Source organism: Staphylococcus simulans, from assembly GCF_047037175.1.
Taxonomy (GTDB): Bacteria; Bacillota; Bacilli; order Staphylococcales; family Staphylococcaceae; genus Staphylococcus; species Staphylococcus simulans_C.
Genome location: NZ_CP178241.1, coordinates 214,375 through 230,270 on the forward strand (window position 1 = coordinate 214,375; position 15,896 = coordinate 230,270).

The following is a 15,896-nucleotide window of genomic DNA, read 5'->3' on the forward strand; positions in this document are numbered from 1 at the left end:
GGGCAATTTCTAACATGAAAAAAGTAATTTTAAGTGTATCAGACAAAACTGGCATTGTAGACTTCGCGAAATCATTAGTTGAATTAGACTATGAATTGTATTCTACAGGCGGCACAAAGCGTGCGCTAGATGAAGCGGGCGTTCCTGTTAAATCTGTTTCTGATTTGACGCAATTTGATGAAATCATGGACGGTCGTGTAAAAACACTTCACCCAGCAGTGCATGGCGGTATTTTAGCTGATCGCGACAAACCTGAACATTTACAACAATTAAAAGAAAAAGGCATCGATCTTATCGACATGGTTGTCGTTAACCTATATCCATTTAAAGAAACTGTCGCAAATCCGGACGTGACTGAAATGGATGCGATTGAAAACATCGATATCGGTGGACCAACAATGTTGCGTGCAGCTGCGAAAAACTTCAAACACGTTACAACAGTTGTAGATCCAACGGATTATGACACAGTGATTGAACACCTTAAAAACAACACATTAGACGAAGCATTCCGTAAATCATTAATGATCAAAGTATTTGAACATACAAATGATTACGATAATGCGATTGTAAACTTCTTCAAAGAAAATAAAGAACCTTTACGTTATGGTGAAAACCCACAACAAACAGCTTATTTTGTACGTACATCAGATGCGAACAATACGATTGCAGGCGCTAAACAATTACACGGGAAACAATTAAGCTTCAACAACATTAAAGATGCTGATGCGACATTAGCACTAGTTAAGAAATTCGAAGAACCAGCAGCAGTAGCGGTTAAACATATGAACCCATGTGGTGTTGGTGTTGGTGAATCTATCGAAGAAGCGTATCAAAATGCGTATGAAGCAGATAGCCAATCTATCTTTGGCGGTATTGTTGCGGTGAACCGTCCAGTATCAAAAGAACTTGCTGAAAAATTACATTCAATCTTCTTAGAAGTTGTCATTGCACCTTCATTCACTGAAGAAGCACTTGAAATCTTGACTCAAAAGAAAAATATCCGTTTATTAGAAGTGGATATGACACTTGATCATGATGAGCAAGAATTTGTATCTGTATCTGGCGGTTATTTAGTTCAAGATAAAGATACAAAAACAATTTCTCGTGATGATATGAAAGTTGTGACTAAAGTTGAACCAACTGAAGCACAATGGAAAGCAATGGAATTAGGTTGGAAAGTTGTTGCGGCTGTTAAAAGTAACGCAGTCATCTTAAGTAACGACCATCAAACAGTGGGTATCGGTGCGGGTCAAATGAACCGTGTCGGTTCTGCAGAAATCGCAATTGAACGTGCGATTGAAATGAATGACAATGTAGCATTAGTTTCAGATGGTTTCTTCCCAATGGATGACACAGTAGAATTAGCTGCGAAAGCAGGTATCAAAGCAATCATCCAACCAGGTGGTTCTATTAAAGACCAAGACTCTATTGATATGGCAGACAAACACGGCATTGCGATGGTAATGACAGGTGTACGTCACTTCAAACATTAATCATTCAGGAGGAAAATGCTAAAGATGAAAGTATTAGTAATCGGAGGCGGAGGACGTGAACACGTCCTTGCGCACAAATTAAATCAATCTGAACTTGTTGACCAAGTGTATGCAATTCCTGGAAATGCAGCAATGGAAACTGTCGCTGAAGTGCACGGTGAAATTGCTGAAACTGCACATGATGAAATTGTAAAATTTGCGGTAGATCATGATGTTGAATGGGCAGTCATCGGTCCAGAACAACCTTTAACTGAAGGTTTAGGTGATAAATTACGTGAAGCAGGTGTTAAAGTCTTCGGTCCAGGTGCGAAAGCTGCACAAATTGAAGGCTCTAAATCATTTGCGAAACGTATCATGGAGAAATATGATATTCCAACTGCGGAATATGTAGAAGTGAATTCTAAATCTGAAGCTTTAAACTATGTGGAAGATTGTAAGATTCCTGTTGTCTTGAAGAAAGACGGACTTGCGGCAGGTAAAGGTGTTATCATTGCGATGACACGTGATGAAGCGAAAGAAGCAGTGGAAACACTTTATCCTGAAGAACAAGGTAAAATTGTCTTTGAAGAATTCTTAGAGGGTGAAGAATACTCTGTGATGACGTTTGTAAACGGTGATTATGCGGTACCTTTCGATACAATCGCGCAAGACCATAAACGTGCGTATGATGGTGATAAAGGTCCAAATACAGGTGGTATGGGTGCGTATTGCCCAGTCCCTCATATTTCAGAAGATGTACTAAAACGTACAAATGATGAAATTGCACAACCGATTGCGAAAGCCATGCAAGAAGAAGGTTATCCATTCTTCGGTGTGCTTTATATCGGTGCGATCTTAACTGATGAAGGACCGAAAGTTATCGAGTTCAATGCACGTTTCGGTGATCCAGAAGCGCAAGTATTATTAACACGTATGGAAAGCGACCTAATGCAACATATCTTAGACTTAGAAGCACGTCGACCAATCGAATACAAATGGAAAGACGATGCAGTTGTAGGTGTGATGTTAGCATCTAAAGGCTATCCTGGTTCATACGAAAAAGGTGTGAAAGTCAGCGGCTTTGAATTAGATGGACAAACATTTGTCAGCGGTTTGAAAAAAGAAGGCGACGATTACGTCACTTCTGGCGGTCGTGTTATCTTAGTCATCGGTGAGGGAAAAACAGTTAAAGAAGCCAAAGCGAATGCTTATAAAAAAGCAGATGCTATTGACAGTGAAGGTTTATTCTATCGTCGTGACATCAGTGATAAAGCAATCAAACATGAAGCATAATTAAATATACATTGTCTTAAAAACAGCCCTACATTGTGTAGTGGCTGTTTTTTGGTATGCAGTGAAAATACATAAAATGAGTTATTGTTAAGTGGTGTGCCTTTAATCACGAATGTGTAAGGTGTAGAAAATAAAAAAGCAAGGAAGCGATGACTTCCTTACTCTTCAGGGATTGATTTCGCCATATCAATATAGGCTTGTTTATAGCCTGCGATAAAGCGTGAACTATGTTTATTGAATATTTGACGCCATTTCCATGCTCTTTTACGTTTTTTAATGTAGTTGTTTAAACGGCGCTTTTTATTTTTAAGTTTTGACATGGTCTCAATTTCTTTAACGGCTTGTTGATAGCCTTTTTCGTATGCATCATTACGTTTTTTCATGAAACTTTGCCCCCAATCTTTCTGTGTGAATCTGATTATTTTAATTATAACATGTATAACACTTTTGATTTAATCAAATGATAAGAGTTAAGTATAAAAAATGCAGCAAACGGTTGAATCGGTGACCGTTTACTGCTGGGAAAAATATGGATGAATGAAAATGTAAATATTGGTTGGGCTGCAGCTCGACTACCACAGCCCGATGAAAATTTTAAGAACTATAACGGCTTGTGTCAACCACGTACGTCAGTTATTCCTGTAATTGGTAAATAATGAGCTAACATTACAGAAATAATTAAAATCGCCGCAAATAATAAGATAAATAAGAAATCACGATAACTAAAGGGTGCATAGTAATAATAGGTTCTTTTGCCATCTTTAAATCCTTTTTTCTCCATTGCGACTGACAGTTGATGTGCTTTACGTATGTTTTGACTTAATAATGGAATGATTAAGTGTTTAATACGTTTGAAGCCACGATAGTTAGATTTATCAACCATGCGATAACGCATTTTCAATGATTTACGTAATTGAATAAATGAACTGATAATCAACGGTACCATTCTGATTGCGGCCATAAAGGCATACGCAACTTTTGGTTTCACACGTAGGTGCTGCATCAAGCTATAGAAAATCATCACAATCTGCGACGTAAAGGCTATGGCTATGCCCAAGAAGGTTACCGTATCTGTACGCATAGATAAATGTAGTCCTCTAACTAAACTTTCTGTCGTGATATGGATAAAGCCTAATTTAAATAGCGTATGTGTGCCATCTCCATAGAAAATCATGAAGAGTGCAGAAATGAGACTGAAGATGACCGTATAGAGCACAAATAGGGCAGTCACTTTCAGTTTCATCCCGCCGAAAATGATTAAGAATAAAAACATCAAAGCGGTTAAGTAAATCATCACATCAAAGTTGTGAATGAAAATCACAAAGAAGAATAAGAAAATACCTAAGCCTAATTTCGTAATGATATTAACTTCATCTACGAAGGTGAAATACTTTTTCCATGCTTCATACATTTGTTTCACCTTCCATTTCAAATAACACTTCTTCACATAATAAATGGTCGCGTAATTCAATGCGTCTTGTTGGATAGCGTTCAATGATGTTTGGATCATGTGTTACCATAATAATCGTTTGACCTTGTGCAACGCGTTGTTGGAAGAGGTCTAATAAATTAAATGTATTGTGACTGTCTAAACCAAATGTCGGCTCATCCAACAAGATAATGTCTGCACGTGAACTTAATGCAGTTGCGACACTTAAGCGACGTTTTTGACCCATAGAGAGTTCGAACGGGTGATGGTCGTGTACAGCTTCTAAGTTTAAAAGGGCGATAAGTTTTTCCGTTTCAGCTTTCGCAGTATCACCGCTGAAGTTGATGAAAATTTCTTCATAAACTGAATTCGTAATAAATTGCAGTTCTGGATTTTGATAGACCAAGTACATATGTTGGGCGGCTTCTTTAATTTTATGAAGCGCCTTGCCATCATATGACATATCCCCACGGTATTTAATCAACTGCATCATTGATTCAAGCAACGTGGTTTTGCCTGCACCGTTTTTCCCTGTAATGGTAATCCACTCACCATCACCAATCGCAAGTTCAGGCACTTGTATTAGTGTTTTCTTACCGCGTATCACTTCACCGTTTATATACTTGAAGCGCGGTGAAATGTCTTTATTTGGTGACAATGTCGCTTGTGGCGCATGTTTCCAAGCATTGGGATGCCAAACACCATATTCTGTTAATAAATCTTCATGTTGTTTTAAAATGACGTCTGGTGTATTATCCGCAATAATATTTCCGTGATGATTCATTAAGATGACACGATCAACATGTTCCCAAATATGTTCTACTTTGTGTTCTACAATTAAAACTGTTTGGTCTTGCCACATGTCTTTAATTTGATTCCATAAATCTTCTGTCGCATCGACATCTAACATGGCAGTCGGTTCATCTAAGAATAAAGTATCTGCTTCTTGAAGTACCGTTTCTGCAATCGCCAGTTTTTGTTTCATCCCGCCACTTAATTGATGTACCGTTTGTTTCGGTCCAACTTCTAAGTCGACAGAAGCTAATGCTTGTTGAATTAAAGCATCCATCTCTTTTCTCGGCACTTGCTTATTTTCTAAGACAAATGCGAGTTCTTCATAAACCTTCGGCATACAAAATTGTGTGTCTGGGTCTTGGAAGATGACGCCGCTATTTAAATCGACTTCCAATGCATCATATTTCATTGGAAGTTCGATTAAATTTGGCACAATGCCGCTTAATACATTTAATAAAGTACTTTTACCGCAGCCTGAAGGGCCGAGTAATAAGACCTTTTGCTTATCAGGTATTTCTATATCTAAACCATCAAATATTTTATCTGGTGCATTTGGGTATTTCAGTCGTAAATTTTGAGCAAGTAACACGTTTATGTCTCCTTACAAGTTGTCATAATCCTTTTTAGAAGCAGGGCGGAATAATTTTGTAACCCCTGTTTGATCCAAAGCTTTGACAAGAAAATATGGGAAAATCCCAGCAAGTACAATCCCGCTGATACAACGGAAGAATACATATAAGAATAAGTTCCAACCCGCAACTTCACCTAAATAGCCGTAGTAGAAGTCAATAGGGAATGTAATTAAAGCGGCTGCTAAACCAGCAAGTACAGCAACCATTAAAGTACGTGATTTATAACGGAAAATCGCAAAAATAATCTCACAAGCTAAACCTTGTAGTAAGCCGTAAATAATGGTTGCGATATCAAATTGTCCCATTACAATTGTTTCACCGGCACCTGCAGCAAATTCAGCTAACAAGGCAATACCGGCTTTAGGAATGATTAAGTATGCGACAACTGCTGCAGCAAACCACATTCCGTATGATAATTCCTCTATGTGTAAACCACTCACTTGCATGGCTTTGTACACGAGATTCCAAATGTTGTAAATGATAGCAAAGATGACTGCGATTAAGACAGTAACTAAGATATCTGAAAGCTTAAGTCCTTTAGACATGATGTCAATTCCTCCTATAAAAACAAAAAAAACACGCAAACTTGTCTAGCAAGCAGCGTGAAAATGAGCATTAGAATAACCTGGTTCTACCCTGAATTTACAAACCAGTTTAATCAGTACACTTTCCTACGCTAGTCTCAGCTAGATCAGGTTCGAAGGGTTTGAAGCTCATGGCTTCATCTCAGTTCGAAACACCCCTAGTGTATTTCTTTATTAGATTTATACTAAATGTATGCTTTTTCATAGTTTCTGTCAAGGTGGTTTTAGATTTAAGTACAACAGAAAGGGTATGGAAATGGCAAGTTCATATTAAGTTTAAGTTAAATTGTGTCTTAAGGATTGAGCATAGCGTCTGAGTCTAATATACTACCATAGAATGATTTGCTTTAATTTTTAAAGACACAATGGAATTGTTCATATATAATAACTATGAGGTGAAAAACATGTCGTATATAAAGAAGCACGCTGAAATCATTTATAGTTTGATTATTGGCATTGTTTCACTTTTCATTGGAATCATTGTCTTACTCAATTTATCATTTATCCATAAACTTGCTAAAGGAAGCAAGGTTGACATACATATTAGTAATGTGTGGGATTTCATCAATGCTTTCTTTGTTGAAATAATACGGATTATGAGTCAATTTATTGGTCATTTTCCAGTGGTCAGTGCCATTTTGATTATCTTATTTGGTGTTGCATTGCTGTGGATTGGCTACTTATTATTTATGACTACAAAATATGATTATGATATCTCAATTTTCTTCCTTATAATAGGAATCTTTTTCTTTCTCGTCACAATTGTCTTTATGACTCAAGTTTACGGTTTCTTTGCGATTGTATTCGTGATTCCGTTCATAGTGCATATTGGTTACATTGTGTACAAGGATGAGTTGAACAGTGCGCATCAGAAAGAACATTATTTATGGATTATCTGTACGTACGGATTCAGCTATTTAATTTCTCAAATTTCGTTATACGGAAGAATTGAAAGTCATGAGATTGCGTTAATTGATATTTTAAGTGTCAATGCATTCTTCCTTGTGATGTGGTGCTTAGGTCAAATGTCGATTTGGAATTTCTTATTCCTTAGAAGATCGTTGCCGTTAACAAAAGCAGAACTAGGCGAAGAAATGTTGTATTCACGTACGGATAAGAATGGCACAATCAGTCAAACGAAAGAACAATTGCGTGAATTCCAAGAGCGTACGCAAGAATTAACATATCGAACACGCAGAAGTATTGATTTAGAAAAAATCAGAAGAAAAAGAGATAGCATTAAAAAATCAATCAAAGATAAAGTGAATCTGCAAGAAGATGATTTTCCAAATTGGATGCGTCGCCCGAAATGGATTAAACCAGGCATCATTGAATTGATTTGTGGTGCGATTTTATTCCTATTTACGTTGTTAGAGTTAAATAACCGTAACGCCCTGTTTATGTCAGGGGATTGGGAATTATCACAAACATCTTATGTGATAGAGTGGATTACACTCTTCTTGTTATTGCTTGTGATTATCGCTTATATTATCACAACACTGACGCATTTCTTACGCGGTAAAATGTATTATGTGCAGTTGTTTATGGTCAGCATTTTATTCTTTAAATTGCTTACAGAGTTTATCAACATCATGATTCATGGATTGTTGTTATCCATCTTCATTACACCAATCTTATTGATTATGCTTGTGGCCATCACGATTGCATTTATTATTCAATTACGCACACCGGTTAATGCAGAATCACGTAAAGGCTGAGAAACTTAGTTTCTCAGCTTTTTTTAATGGATTTAAGACGTTCTTTTTAGAAAGGAAGCGTCTGATACGTTAAGATAAAAGTAACTACACATAGAAGGCGGAATAATAATATGAAGACTGCAATATTAAATAAAGGTAAAGAACAAAAATATTTAAATCAGTATCCTTTAGTGGATGAAGAAGATATTTATGAACATAGCCATTTAGAAGATGGTGATATTTTTCATATTGTCACTGATGATGGCAAATACATCGCGACGGCTTATGTTGGACGCCAACATAAAGGGTTAGGCTGGGTATTAAGTTATGATGCTGAAGCGGCTATTAATCAAAGTTTTTTCGAAGCTTTATTTGAAGATGCTTTAGCATATCGTCAATATTACTTTGACATTGATGGTACGAATGCATTTAGATTGTTTAATGCAGAAGGAGACGGTGTCGGAGGTTTAACGATCGACTATTATGATAAACATTTATTAATTCAATGGTATTCAAAAGGAATTTACGCGTTCAGAGATGATGTTTTGAAAGCTGTTGAAGCGGTCTTTCCTTATACGTCAATTTTTGAGAAGACACGTTTTAAAGACAGTGAAGTATCTAGCGGTTTTGTAACAGGGGAAGCACCGGAATTTCCAATTATCATTGAAGAAAACTTTACATTCTATAATGTAGATTTAGATGATGGTCCGATGACAGGGATATTCTTAGACCAAAAAGAAGTACGTAAAAAATTACGAGATGTCTATGCACAAGATCGCAGTGTCTTGAATTTATTCAGTTATACTGGTGCATTTTCTGTGATTGCGGCACAAACAGCAAAAGAAACAACAAGTGTCGACCTAGCGAATCGTTCTAGAGGTTTGACAGAGGAGAACTTTGGGGTAAATGGTATAGACCCGAAAACACAATACATTTACGTGATGGATACATTTGACTTTTATCATTATGCGGCGAGACATAATATTGTTTATGACACAATTGTTATTGACCCGCCAAGTTTTGCGCGCAATAAGAAAAAAGTCTTTACGGTCCAAAAAGACTATCATAAGTTGATTGAAGAAGCTTTACCTATTTTAAATGATGGGGGTACATTGATTTTAAGTACAAATTCTAGTGCATTAACATCTAAAGCGTTTAAAAATATGATTAAAAAGACATTAGATGCACAAGATGTTGATTTTGAAATTATTGAAGCTATGGGGCTTCCAAAAGATTTCAAAACACATCCGCACTATAAACCATCAAAATATTTAAAAGTAGTCTTTGTTCGGGTATCAGAGAAAGTGGAAGAAGTAATCTACGAGGAGGACTAACATGGGGTTTAAAGATAAATTTATTAAAAAATCTACCGATAAAATTGGTAATAAAGTATTGAAAATTGACCCAGTTGTCGGAAAAGGACATTTACCTACAAGTATTGAAGATTTAAATAAACGACGTGAACGTGCTGAAGAGCTCGTGAGAAAGAAAGCATTGCTTTCCTCTTCAGCTAGTATCGTTCCGATTCCGGGATTGGATTTCGGTGTCGATTTAAAGCTGATGAAAGATATTATCGAAGATATAAATAAAATCTACGGTTTAGATCATAAAGAAGTCAATCGCATGAGTGATGACTTGAAAGAACGCATTTTCGTTGCGGCATCTATTCAAGGGAGCCAATTTATCGGACGCACCGTTTCAAAAGGTATTTTAAAAATGGTGGTTAAAGATGTAGCAAAACGTACAGCTGCGAAACAAACGAGATGGTTCCCAGTTGTCGGTCAAGCAATCGCTGCATCAATCAGCTATTATTTCATGAAAAAAATGGGTAACGAACATATCGAAAAATGTGAAAGCGTTGCCAAAAAATTACTGAACAATTAAGTTGCCAAATAATTGTGCATATTTTCACAAAAACGCTAAAATCACGGCCCTGTATGGGTTAAACAAATTGAATTTACCTTCATTTTTTGGTAATGTTAAGGTGTAATAATGTTCAGGTGAGTCACTCACCAATTAATGGATGCGAAGGAGAAAGATTATTATGGAACAACAATCATACACTATCATCGACGAAACAGGTATTCATGCTCGTCCAGCTACAATGCTTGTACAAACTGCTTCAAAATTTGATTCAGATATTCAACTTGAATACAACGGTAAAAAAGTCAACTTAAAATCAATTATGGGTGTTATGAGCTTAGGTGTAGGTAAAGATGCTGACATTACTATCTATGCTGACGGAAGCGACGAAGCTGATGCAATTCAAGCTATCACTGATGTTTTAACTAAAGAAGGTTTAACTAACTAATATGACTAAAAATATTAGAGGGATTGCGGCATCTGACGGTGTCGCAATTGCAAAAGCTTATCTGTTAGTAGAACCTGACCTATCGTTTGATAACGGAACAGTGACTGACACAGAAGCTGAAGTTGCAAAATTTAACGGCGCACTTAACACATCAAAAGTTGAATTGACTAAAATCAGAAATAATGCCGAAAAACAACTAGGTGCAGATAAAGCAGCTATTTTCGATGCACATTTATTAGTGCTTGAAGATCCAGAACTTATCCAACCTATTGAAGACAAAATTAAAAATGAAAATGTTAATGCTGCTCAAGCGTTAACAGATGTTTCAAATCAATTTATCACAATATTTGAATCAATGGACAATGAATACATGGCAGAACGTGCAGCTGATATCCGCGACGTTTCTAAACGTGTATTAGCACACATCTTAGGTGTGGATTTACCAAATCCAAGTATCATTGATGAAAGTGTCGTTATTATCGGGAATGACTTGACACCTTCAGATACTGCACAATTGAATAAACAATATGTGCAAGGGTTTGTAACTAACATTGGAGGCAGAACATCTCACTCAGCAATTATGAGCCGTTCATTAGAAATCCCAGCAGTCGTTGGTACTAAAACGATTACTGAGGAAGTTGAAGCAGGCGACATCATTATTGTAGATGGTATGACAGGCGATGTTATTGTCAATCCAAGTGACGAAGTAGTGGCACAATATCAAGAGAAACGTGATAACTTCTTCAAAGATAAACAAGAATTACAAAAATTACGTGATGCTGAATCTGTAACAGAAGATGGCCATCATGTAGAATTAGCTGCAAATATCGGTACACCAAACGATTTACCTGGTGTTGTCGAAAACGGTGCAGAAGGTATCGGATTATATCGTACTGAATTCCTATATATGGGTAGAGATCAAATGCCAACTGAAGACGAACAATTTGAGGCTTACAAAGCGGTCCTTGAAGCAATGAAAGGTAAACGCGTAGTTGTTCGTACATTAGATATTGGTGGAGATAAAGAATTACCATATTTAGACTTGCCTGAAGAAATGAACCCATTCTTAGGTTATCGTGCAATCCGCTTGTGCTTAGCACAACCAGAAATTTTCCGACCGCAATTACGTGCGTTATTACGTGCATCAGTATACGGAAAATTAAACATTATGTTCCCAATGGTTGCGACAATTCAAGAATTCCGTGATGCGAAAGCATTATTAGAAGAAGAACGTCAAAACCTTAAAAATGAAGGCGTTGAGGTTTCAGATGATATCGAATTAGGTATCATGGTTGAAATTCCATCAACAGCATCTCTTGCTGACGTCTTTGCGAAAGAAGTAGACTTCTTTAGTATTGGAACAAATGACTTAATTCAATATACAATGGCAGCTGACCGTATGTCAGAACGTGTGTCTTATTTATACCAACCATACAACCCAGCTATTTTACGCTTGATTCACCGTGTTATCGAAGCGTCTCATGCTGAAGGTAAATGGACAGGTATGTGTGGCGAAATGGCCGGAGACCAAACTGCAATTCCATTATTGTTAGGTCTTGGATTAGATGAGTTCTCTATGAGTGCAACATCAATCCTTAAAGCACGTCGCTTAATCAGAAGCTTAGGCGAAGCGCAAATGAAAGAACTCGCAGCGAAAGCAGTAGATTGTGCAACTTCTGAAGAAGTTGTCGCATTAGTTGAAGACTATACGAAACGTGCATAATCAATACTAGAAATATGAATAAAACCGTGATGAAATGAATCTCTGATTCTTGTTCATCACGGTTTTATTTATTTGCGATCATTTACAAAACATTTGATGTGCTATTTAACTTGTTTGTATTTAATTACTACTTATAAAGTGTTCATTTTTACGAATTTGTGACAGTTATTTAAATTCTATACAAATATAATGAAAACCTTGATTAGAATGATTGTAAACTAGCATATGAGAGCGTAACATATAAGGTACTATGTCTATAAACCCGATAGCAGAATTGTTTAGACCCTTTAACTTAATGGTAAATGAAAATAGAGTGCATTCAATTTTAAATTAGTTTTGATCAAGGTGAAGCAGCGTGTTGATTTTATCTATGTCGACTTGATACATAGGTGTCTCACCGATTAAGATAAATGGCGTTGAAAATGCATCAAAATCAATCATTTCATTGCGATATTGTGAATTGGAAATGTTTTTCTCAGTATATGAGATTTGATGATGATCGAGATAATTTTTCACGAACTGACACGGAGGACAATCGTTTTGTGTATAAATAACTACATTCGTCATGGTTTCATCTTCCTTTACTTTTCTTTGATGTGTTTACTTTATTAAAGGAAAAGTTAAAAATCAAGTCAATTTTTGAAATTGAATGTTTTAAATGTAAGACGATGCTGTTTGATTCATTTTTTCATATTTCAACTAGAGTGTGCGGGCAATGGACAGAAATAAAAATATAGAGAAAAATAGGGTGATATTATGGAAGCAGTAGAACTGAGCAGATTTTTAACTGCCATGACCTTAGCTGTGCATATTATCTTTGCGACAATTGGTGTGGGGATGCCACTTATGTTCGTAATTGCTGAATTTCTTGGGATTAAGAGAAATGATGCTAAATATATCACATTAGCGAAAAGGTGGGCCAAAGGTTATGCGGTAACTGTTGCGGTTGGTGTTGTAACAGGTACCATTATTGAATTACAGTTGTCATTGCTTTGGCCAGAATTTATGAAGATTGCAGGTCACGTGATAGCATTACCGCTCTTCATGGAAGTCTTCGCTTTCTTCTTCGAAGCGATATTCCTTAGTATTTATTTCTACACTTGGAAACGATTCAAAAATAAATGGACGCACTTAATTATGGGTATTCCGGTAGTATTAGGCGGTACGGTATCAGCGTTCTTTATTACTTCAGTCAACTCATTTATGAATACACCTGAAGGATTCCAATTGAAAAACGGCAAAATGATTCACGTTGATCCAGTTGCCGCAATGTTCAACTCCTCATTTGGTGTCAGAGCTTTCCACGTGATTACCACAGCCATTATGACAATGGCCTTTATTTTAGCGGCAATTGCTGCATTTAAACTCTTGAAGAATAAATTTGAACAAGACAGAGATTATCATAAGAAAGCTTTGAAATTAACGATGACTGTTGGTTTAATCTTTACCTTAGGTTCTATGCTTGCAGGAGATTTATCAGCGAAGTTCTTACATCAAGAACAGCCTGAAAAATTAGCTGCTTATGAATGGCATTATGATACTGAAAAACGCGCGGATTTAGTTCTGTTTGGTGTCTTAGATGAGAAAAACCAAGAAGTGCATGGCGCTATTAAAATACCGGCACTCTTAAGCTTCTTATCTGATAATAATATCAATACAGAAGTGCAAGGGTTGAATGAATTCCCTAAAAATGAACAACCGCCATTAATTGTCCATTACTTCTTTGACTTGATGGTAACTAGCGGTATCTTCTGCTTCGTTGTATCAGGTATTTATGTATTAACACGATTAGTTAAGAAATGGCGCAAGTTCTCAACACATAAAATCTTGCTTTATGGCATATTATTAACAGGTCCTGCCGCAATGCTTGCGATTGAGTTCGGATGGTTCTTAACAGAAATGGGCCGTCAACCTTGGATCTTAAGAGGTTACATGAGAGTCTCTGAGGCAGCAACACGTGCAGGTGGTTTACCTGGCGTTACGATCGCATTCGGTGTAGTTTATTTCATCATCATATTCACAGCAACTTATGTATTAATTCGTATGTTCAAGAATAACCCGCCGTATAAAGATGTGGAAAAATTAGAAGAGAGCCGAGGTGAAGCATCATGAGTATTACAGCATTTGGAATGGTAGTCCTTTATCTATTCTTATTCTTGTATATTGTTATTGCTTCAATTGACTTTGGTGCAGGAATCTTCATTTTACAATCGAAATTAAGAGGAACTGAAAGTACCTTAGTACCGCTTATCGGACGCTATTTGAATCCGATTTGGGAAGTTACAAACGTATTCTTAGTATTCTTTACAGTTGGTATTGTCGGATTCTTCCCGGATTTCGCGTACTATTATGGTACTGTACTTTTGGTACCGGGTTCTATTGCGTTAATTCTACTGACTATACGTGGTAGTTTCTATGCGTTCCAGAACTATGGACCGGATTCAAAGTTATCTTGGCTTGTTCTTCATAGTGTATCTGGATTATTTATTCCAGCGGCATTAAGTATGGGACTTGTTATCTCAGAAGGCGGCTATATTCATAAGACAAGCTCAGGTACAGGTGTTGATTTAAATTGGGCAGATTTATTCTTTAGTCCATTTGCTTGGGCCGTTGTCTTCTTAGCACTAATCTCAGTGATGTATATATCATCAGGATTCCTTGCGTATTACGCACGTAAAGCTGAAAATATGAAAGCTTATAATATTATTCGCATGTGGTTTATATTCTGGGGTCCGCCAATGGCTTTAGTGTCATTATTTACTTTCATCACATTACGTGCACAAAACAAGCAGCACTTTGACATTGCGGTCAATCAATATTGGTGGCTGTTCTTGATTAGTATATTATGCTTGTTAGTAGCTTGGATATTATCTATAATTAAAAAATCACCTGGAACAGCATTTATATTTGTGATTATTCAAATGGCAACAGCTGTAGCTGGTTATGGTTTAAGTAAATGGCCGTACATCTTGTATCCGTTTATCAATGGAAACATTCACAAAACAGATGATGCGATGGCTTGGGCCTTAACGATTGTCGCATTTGTAGGATTATTCATGCTGATTCCGGCACTCATCTTTTTAATGAGATTATTCATCTTCAATAAAGATTATGTTGAAGGGAAGAATGATGAGGGTTATCATTAATATTAAGTCTAAGGTGAGGTGAGGCACAATCATAGGCAACTATGATTGCTCAGAGCCTTATCTCACTTTTATTTTGCGGAGGTTGTAAGAGATATGGAAAAAGAATTCGTTGTGATAGGATTAGGTCGTTTCGGCGGCAGTATCGTCCGAGAATTAAATGCATTAGGCATGGATGTCATGGCTATCGACTTAAGTGAAGCACGCGTAAATGAATATAGTGAAATTGCGACACATGCGGTCGTGGCTGATACAACAGATGAAGCTGTTATGAAAAGTTTAGGGATTCGTAACTTTGACCAAGTGATTGTCGCAATTGGTGAAAACATTCAAACAAGTACCTTAACTACACTGATTCTTAAAGAATTAGGGGTTAAAAAGGTAATTGCGAAAGCCCAAAACGATTACCATGCGAAGATTTTAAATAAAATCGGTGCAGACTTAGTCGTCCATCCTGAACGAGATATGGGACGCAGAATTGCGCATAATATCGCGAGTGCCAGTGTTTTGGATTACTTGGAACTTGCGGATGAATATTCAATTGTTGAAGCTAAAGCCAATGAACGTATTGCTGGTCAAACGATTGTTGATTTAGATATCCGCGCAAACTTCGGTATCAATATCATCGCGATTAAGCGAGATAAAGATGTAATTATTTCTCCAGATCCGAATATGAATATTGAACTTGGCGATATCTTGATTATGATTGGACATGATAACGACTTAAATCGCTTCGAGAAAAAACTCGTCCACTAACACAACCTTATACAAATAAAAGCACATTCCTTCACGGAATGTGCTTTTATTATGCTTGCTT

15 protein-coding genes and 1 riboswitch are annotated in these 15,896 nt (G+C 36.8%); of the genes, 10 read left to right on the forward strand and 5 right to left on the reverse strand.

The window, feature by feature from the left end:
• Window positions 1–14 precede the first annotated feature (14 nt).
• The gene (purH, locus tag ACFCT9_RS00975) at window positions 15–1,493 is read left to right on the forward strand and encodes a bifunctional phosphoribosylaminoimidazolecarboxamide formyltransferase/IMP cyclohydrolase (RefSeq protein ID WP_412520089.1); all 1,479 of its coding nucleotides are present in this window, start codon (window positions 15–17) and stop codon (window positions 1,491–1,493) included.
• A 24-nt stretch (window positions 1,494–1,517) separates the two neighbouring features.
• On the forward strand, window positions 1,518–2,765 hold the full coding sequence (gene purD / locus ACFCT9_RS00980) for a phosphoribosylamine--glycine ligase (RefSeq protein ID WP_412520090.1): 1,248 nt from the start codon (window positions 1,518–1,520) through the stop codon (window positions 2,763–2,765).
• Window positions 2,766–2,923: 158 nt separating this feature from the next.
• On the opposite strand, the gene ACFCT9_RS00985 is transcribed toward purD, so the two are convergent.
• The 4 genes from ACFCT9_RS00985 to ACFCT9_RS01000 all read right to left on the reverse strand — a co-directional run bounded on the left by ACFCT9_RS00985 (window position 2,924) and on the right by ACFCT9_RS01000 (window position 6,166).
• Window positions 2,924–3,148, reverse strand: a complete 225-nt coding sequence (locus ACFCT9_RS00985; protein WP_412520092.1) for a hypothetical protein — start codon at window positions 3,146–3,148, stop codon at window positions 2,924–2,926.
• Between the two features lie 233 nt (window positions 3,149–3,381).
• Window positions 3,382–4,176: an energy-coupling factor transporter transmembrane component T family protein gene (locus ACFCT9_RS00990; protein WP_412520094.1), complete on the reverse strand. Its 795-nt coding sequence runs from the start codon at window positions 4,174–4,176 to the stop codon at window positions 3,382–3,384.
• Window positions 4,169–5,578, reverse strand: coding sequence for an ABC transporter ATP-binding protein (locus tag ACFCT9_RS00995; RefSeq protein ID WP_412520096.1), 1,410 nt, complete (start codon window positions 5,576–5,578; stop codon window positions 4,169–4,171). Before ACFCT9_RS00995 ends, ACFCT9_RS00990 begins: the two co-directional genes overlap by 8 nt.
• A gap of 12 nt (window positions 5,579–5,590) precedes the next feature.
• The gene (locus tag ACFCT9_RS01000; RefSeq protein ID WP_412520098.1) at window positions 5,591–6,166 is read right to left on the reverse strand and encodes an ECF transporter S component; all 576 of its coding nucleotides are present in this window, start codon (window positions 6,164–6,166) and stop codon (window positions 5,591–5,593) included.
• Window positions 6,167–6,272: 106 nt separating this feature from the next.
• A riboswitch (TPP riboswitch) is annotated at window positions 6,273–6,375 on the reverse strand.
• Window positions 6,376–6,609: 234 nt separating this feature from the next.
• On the opposite strand from ACFCT9_RS01000, the gene auxA reads away from it, so the two are divergent.
• The 5 genes from auxA (at window position 6,610) to ptsP (ending at window position 11,936) form a co-directional block, all read left to right on the forward strand.
• Window positions 6,610–7,923: a lipoteichoic acid stability factor AuxA gene (gene auxA, locus ACFCT9_RS01005; RefSeq protein ID WP_412520099.1), complete on the forward strand. Its 1,314-nt coding sequence runs from the start codon at window positions 6,610–6,612 to the stop codon at window positions 7,921–7,923.
• A gap of 110 nt (window positions 7,924–8,033) precedes the next feature.
• Window positions 8,034–9,236 carry a class I SAM-dependent rRNA methyltransferase gene (locus ACFCT9_RS01010; protein WP_412520101.1) on the forward strand — a complete coding sequence of 401 codons (1,203 nt, stop codon included), beginning with the start codon at window positions 8,034–8,036 and terminating at the stop codon, window positions 9,234–9,236.
• Window position 9,237: 1 nt separating this feature from the next.
• Window positions 9,238–9,786, forward strand: coding sequence for a DUF697 domain-containing protein (locus tag ACFCT9_RS01015; RefSeq protein WP_412520102.1), 549 nt, complete (start codon window positions 9,238–9,240; stop codon window positions 9,784–9,786).
• A 160-nt stretch (window positions 9,787–9,946) separates the two neighbouring features.
• Window positions 9,947–10,213 (forward strand): phosphocarrier protein HPr, encoded by a 267-nt coding sequence (locus ACFCT9_RS01020; protein ID WP_412520104.1) that lies wholly within the window; start codon window positions 9,947–9,949, stop codon window positions 10,211–10,213.
• A 1-nt stretch (window position 10,214) separates the two neighbouring features.
• Window positions 10,215–11,936, forward strand: a complete 1,722-nt coding sequence (gene ptsP / locus ACFCT9_RS01025; protein WP_412520106.1) for a phosphoenolpyruvate--protein phosphotransferase — start codon at window positions 10,215–10,217, stop codon at window positions 11,934–11,936.
• Window positions 11,937–12,266: 330 nt separating this feature from the next.
• On the opposite strand, the gene ACFCT9_RS01030 is transcribed toward ptsP, so the two are convergent.
• Entirely contained in the window at window positions 12,267–12,503 is a 237-nt protein-coding gene (locus tag ACFCT9_RS01030) for a glutaredoxin family protein (RefSeq protein WP_412520108.1), read from the reverse strand.
• A 189-nt stretch (window positions 12,504–12,692) separates the two neighbouring features.
• Here ACFCT9_RS01030 and ACFCT9_RS01035 point away from each other — a divergent pair, with 189 nt between their 5' ends.
• The 3 genes from ACFCT9_RS01035 (at window position 12,693) to ACFCT9_RS01045 (ending at window position 15,835) form a co-directional block, all read left to right on the forward strand.
• On the forward strand, window positions 12,693–14,048 hold the full coding sequence (locus ACFCT9_RS01035) for a cytochrome ubiquinol oxidase subunit I (protein WP_412520110.1): 1,356 nt from the start codon (window positions 12,693–12,695) through the stop codon (window positions 14,046–14,048).
• A complete protein-coding gene (locus ACFCT9_RS01040) occupies window positions 14,045–15,082 on the forward strand; it encodes a cytochrome d ubiquinol oxidase subunit II (RefSeq protein WP_412520112.1) in 1,038 nt (345 codons plus the stop codon). Before ACFCT9_RS01035 ends, ACFCT9_RS01040 begins: the two co-directional genes overlap by 4 nt.
• 93 nt (window positions 15,083–15,175) lie before the next feature.
• Window positions 15,176–15,835: a potassium channel family protein gene (locus ACFCT9_RS01045; protein WP_002480517.1), complete on the forward strand. Its 660-nt coding sequence runs from the start codon at window positions 15,176–15,178 to the stop codon at window positions 15,833–15,835.
• Window positions 15,836–15,896: the final 61 nt, after the last annotated feature.

What these genes read in the sequence shown, in the direction of transcription:
- ACFCT9_RS01015 (WP_412520102.1), top strand. Translation starts at nt 9,238, where the DNA reads ATGGGGTTTAAAGATAAATTTATTAAAAAATCTACCGATAAAATTGGT.
- auxA (WP_412520099.1), top strand. Translation starts at nt 6,610, where the DNA reads ATGTCGTATATAAAGAAGCACGCTGAAATCATTTATAGTTTGATTATT.
- ACFCT9_RS01020 (WP_412520104.1), top strand. Translation starts at nt 9,947, where the DNA reads ATGGAACAACAATCATACACTATCATCGACGAAACAGGTATTCATGCT.
- ACFCT9_RS00985 (WP_412520092.1), bottom strand. Translation starts at nt 3,148, where the DNA reads ATGAAAAAACGTAATGATGCATACGAAAAAGGCTATCAACAAGCCGTT.
- ACFCT9_RS01040 (WP_412520112.1), top strand. Translation starts at nt 14,045, where the DNA reads ATGAGTATTACAGCATTTGGAATGGTAGTCCTTTATCTATTCTTATTC.
- purD (WP_412520090.1), top strand. Translation starts at nt 1,518, where the DNA reads ATGAAAGTATTAGTAATCGGAGGCGGAGGACGTGAACACGTCCTTGCG.
- ACFCT9_RS01035 (WP_412520110.1), top strand. Translation starts at nt 12,693, where the DNA reads ATGGAAGCAGTAGAACTGAGCAGATTTTTAACTGCCATGACCTTAGCT.
- ACFCT9_RS01010 (WP_412520101.1), top strand. Translation starts at nt 8,034, where the DNA reads ATGAAGACTGCAATATTAAATAAAGGTAAAGAACAAAAATATTTAAAT.
- ACFCT9_RS01000 (WP_412520098.1), bottom strand. Translation starts at nt 6,166, where the DNA reads ATGTCTAAAGGACTTAAGCTTTCAGATATCTTAGTTACTGTCTTAATC.
- ACFCT9_RS01030 (WP_412520108.1), bottom strand. Translation starts at nt 12,503, where the DNA reads ATGACGAATGTAGTTATTTATACACAAAACGATTGTCCTCCGTGTCAG.
- ptsP (WP_412520106.1), top strand. Translation starts at nt 10,215, where the DNA reads ATGACTAAAAATATTAGAGGGATTGCGGCATCTGACGGTGTCGCAATT.
- purH (WP_412520089.1), top strand. Translation starts at nt 15, where the DNA reads ATGAAAAAAGTAATTTTAAGTGTATCAGACAAAACTGGCATTGTAGAC.
- ACFCT9_RS01045 (WP_002480517.1), top strand. Translation starts at nt 15,176, where the DNA reads ATGGAAAAAGAATTCGTTGTGATAGGATTAGGTCGTTTCGGCGGCAGT.
- ACFCT9_RS00990 (WP_412520094.1), bottom strand. Translation starts at nt 4,176, where the DNA reads ATGTATGAAGCATGGAAAAAGTATTTCACCTTCGTAGATGAAGTTAAT.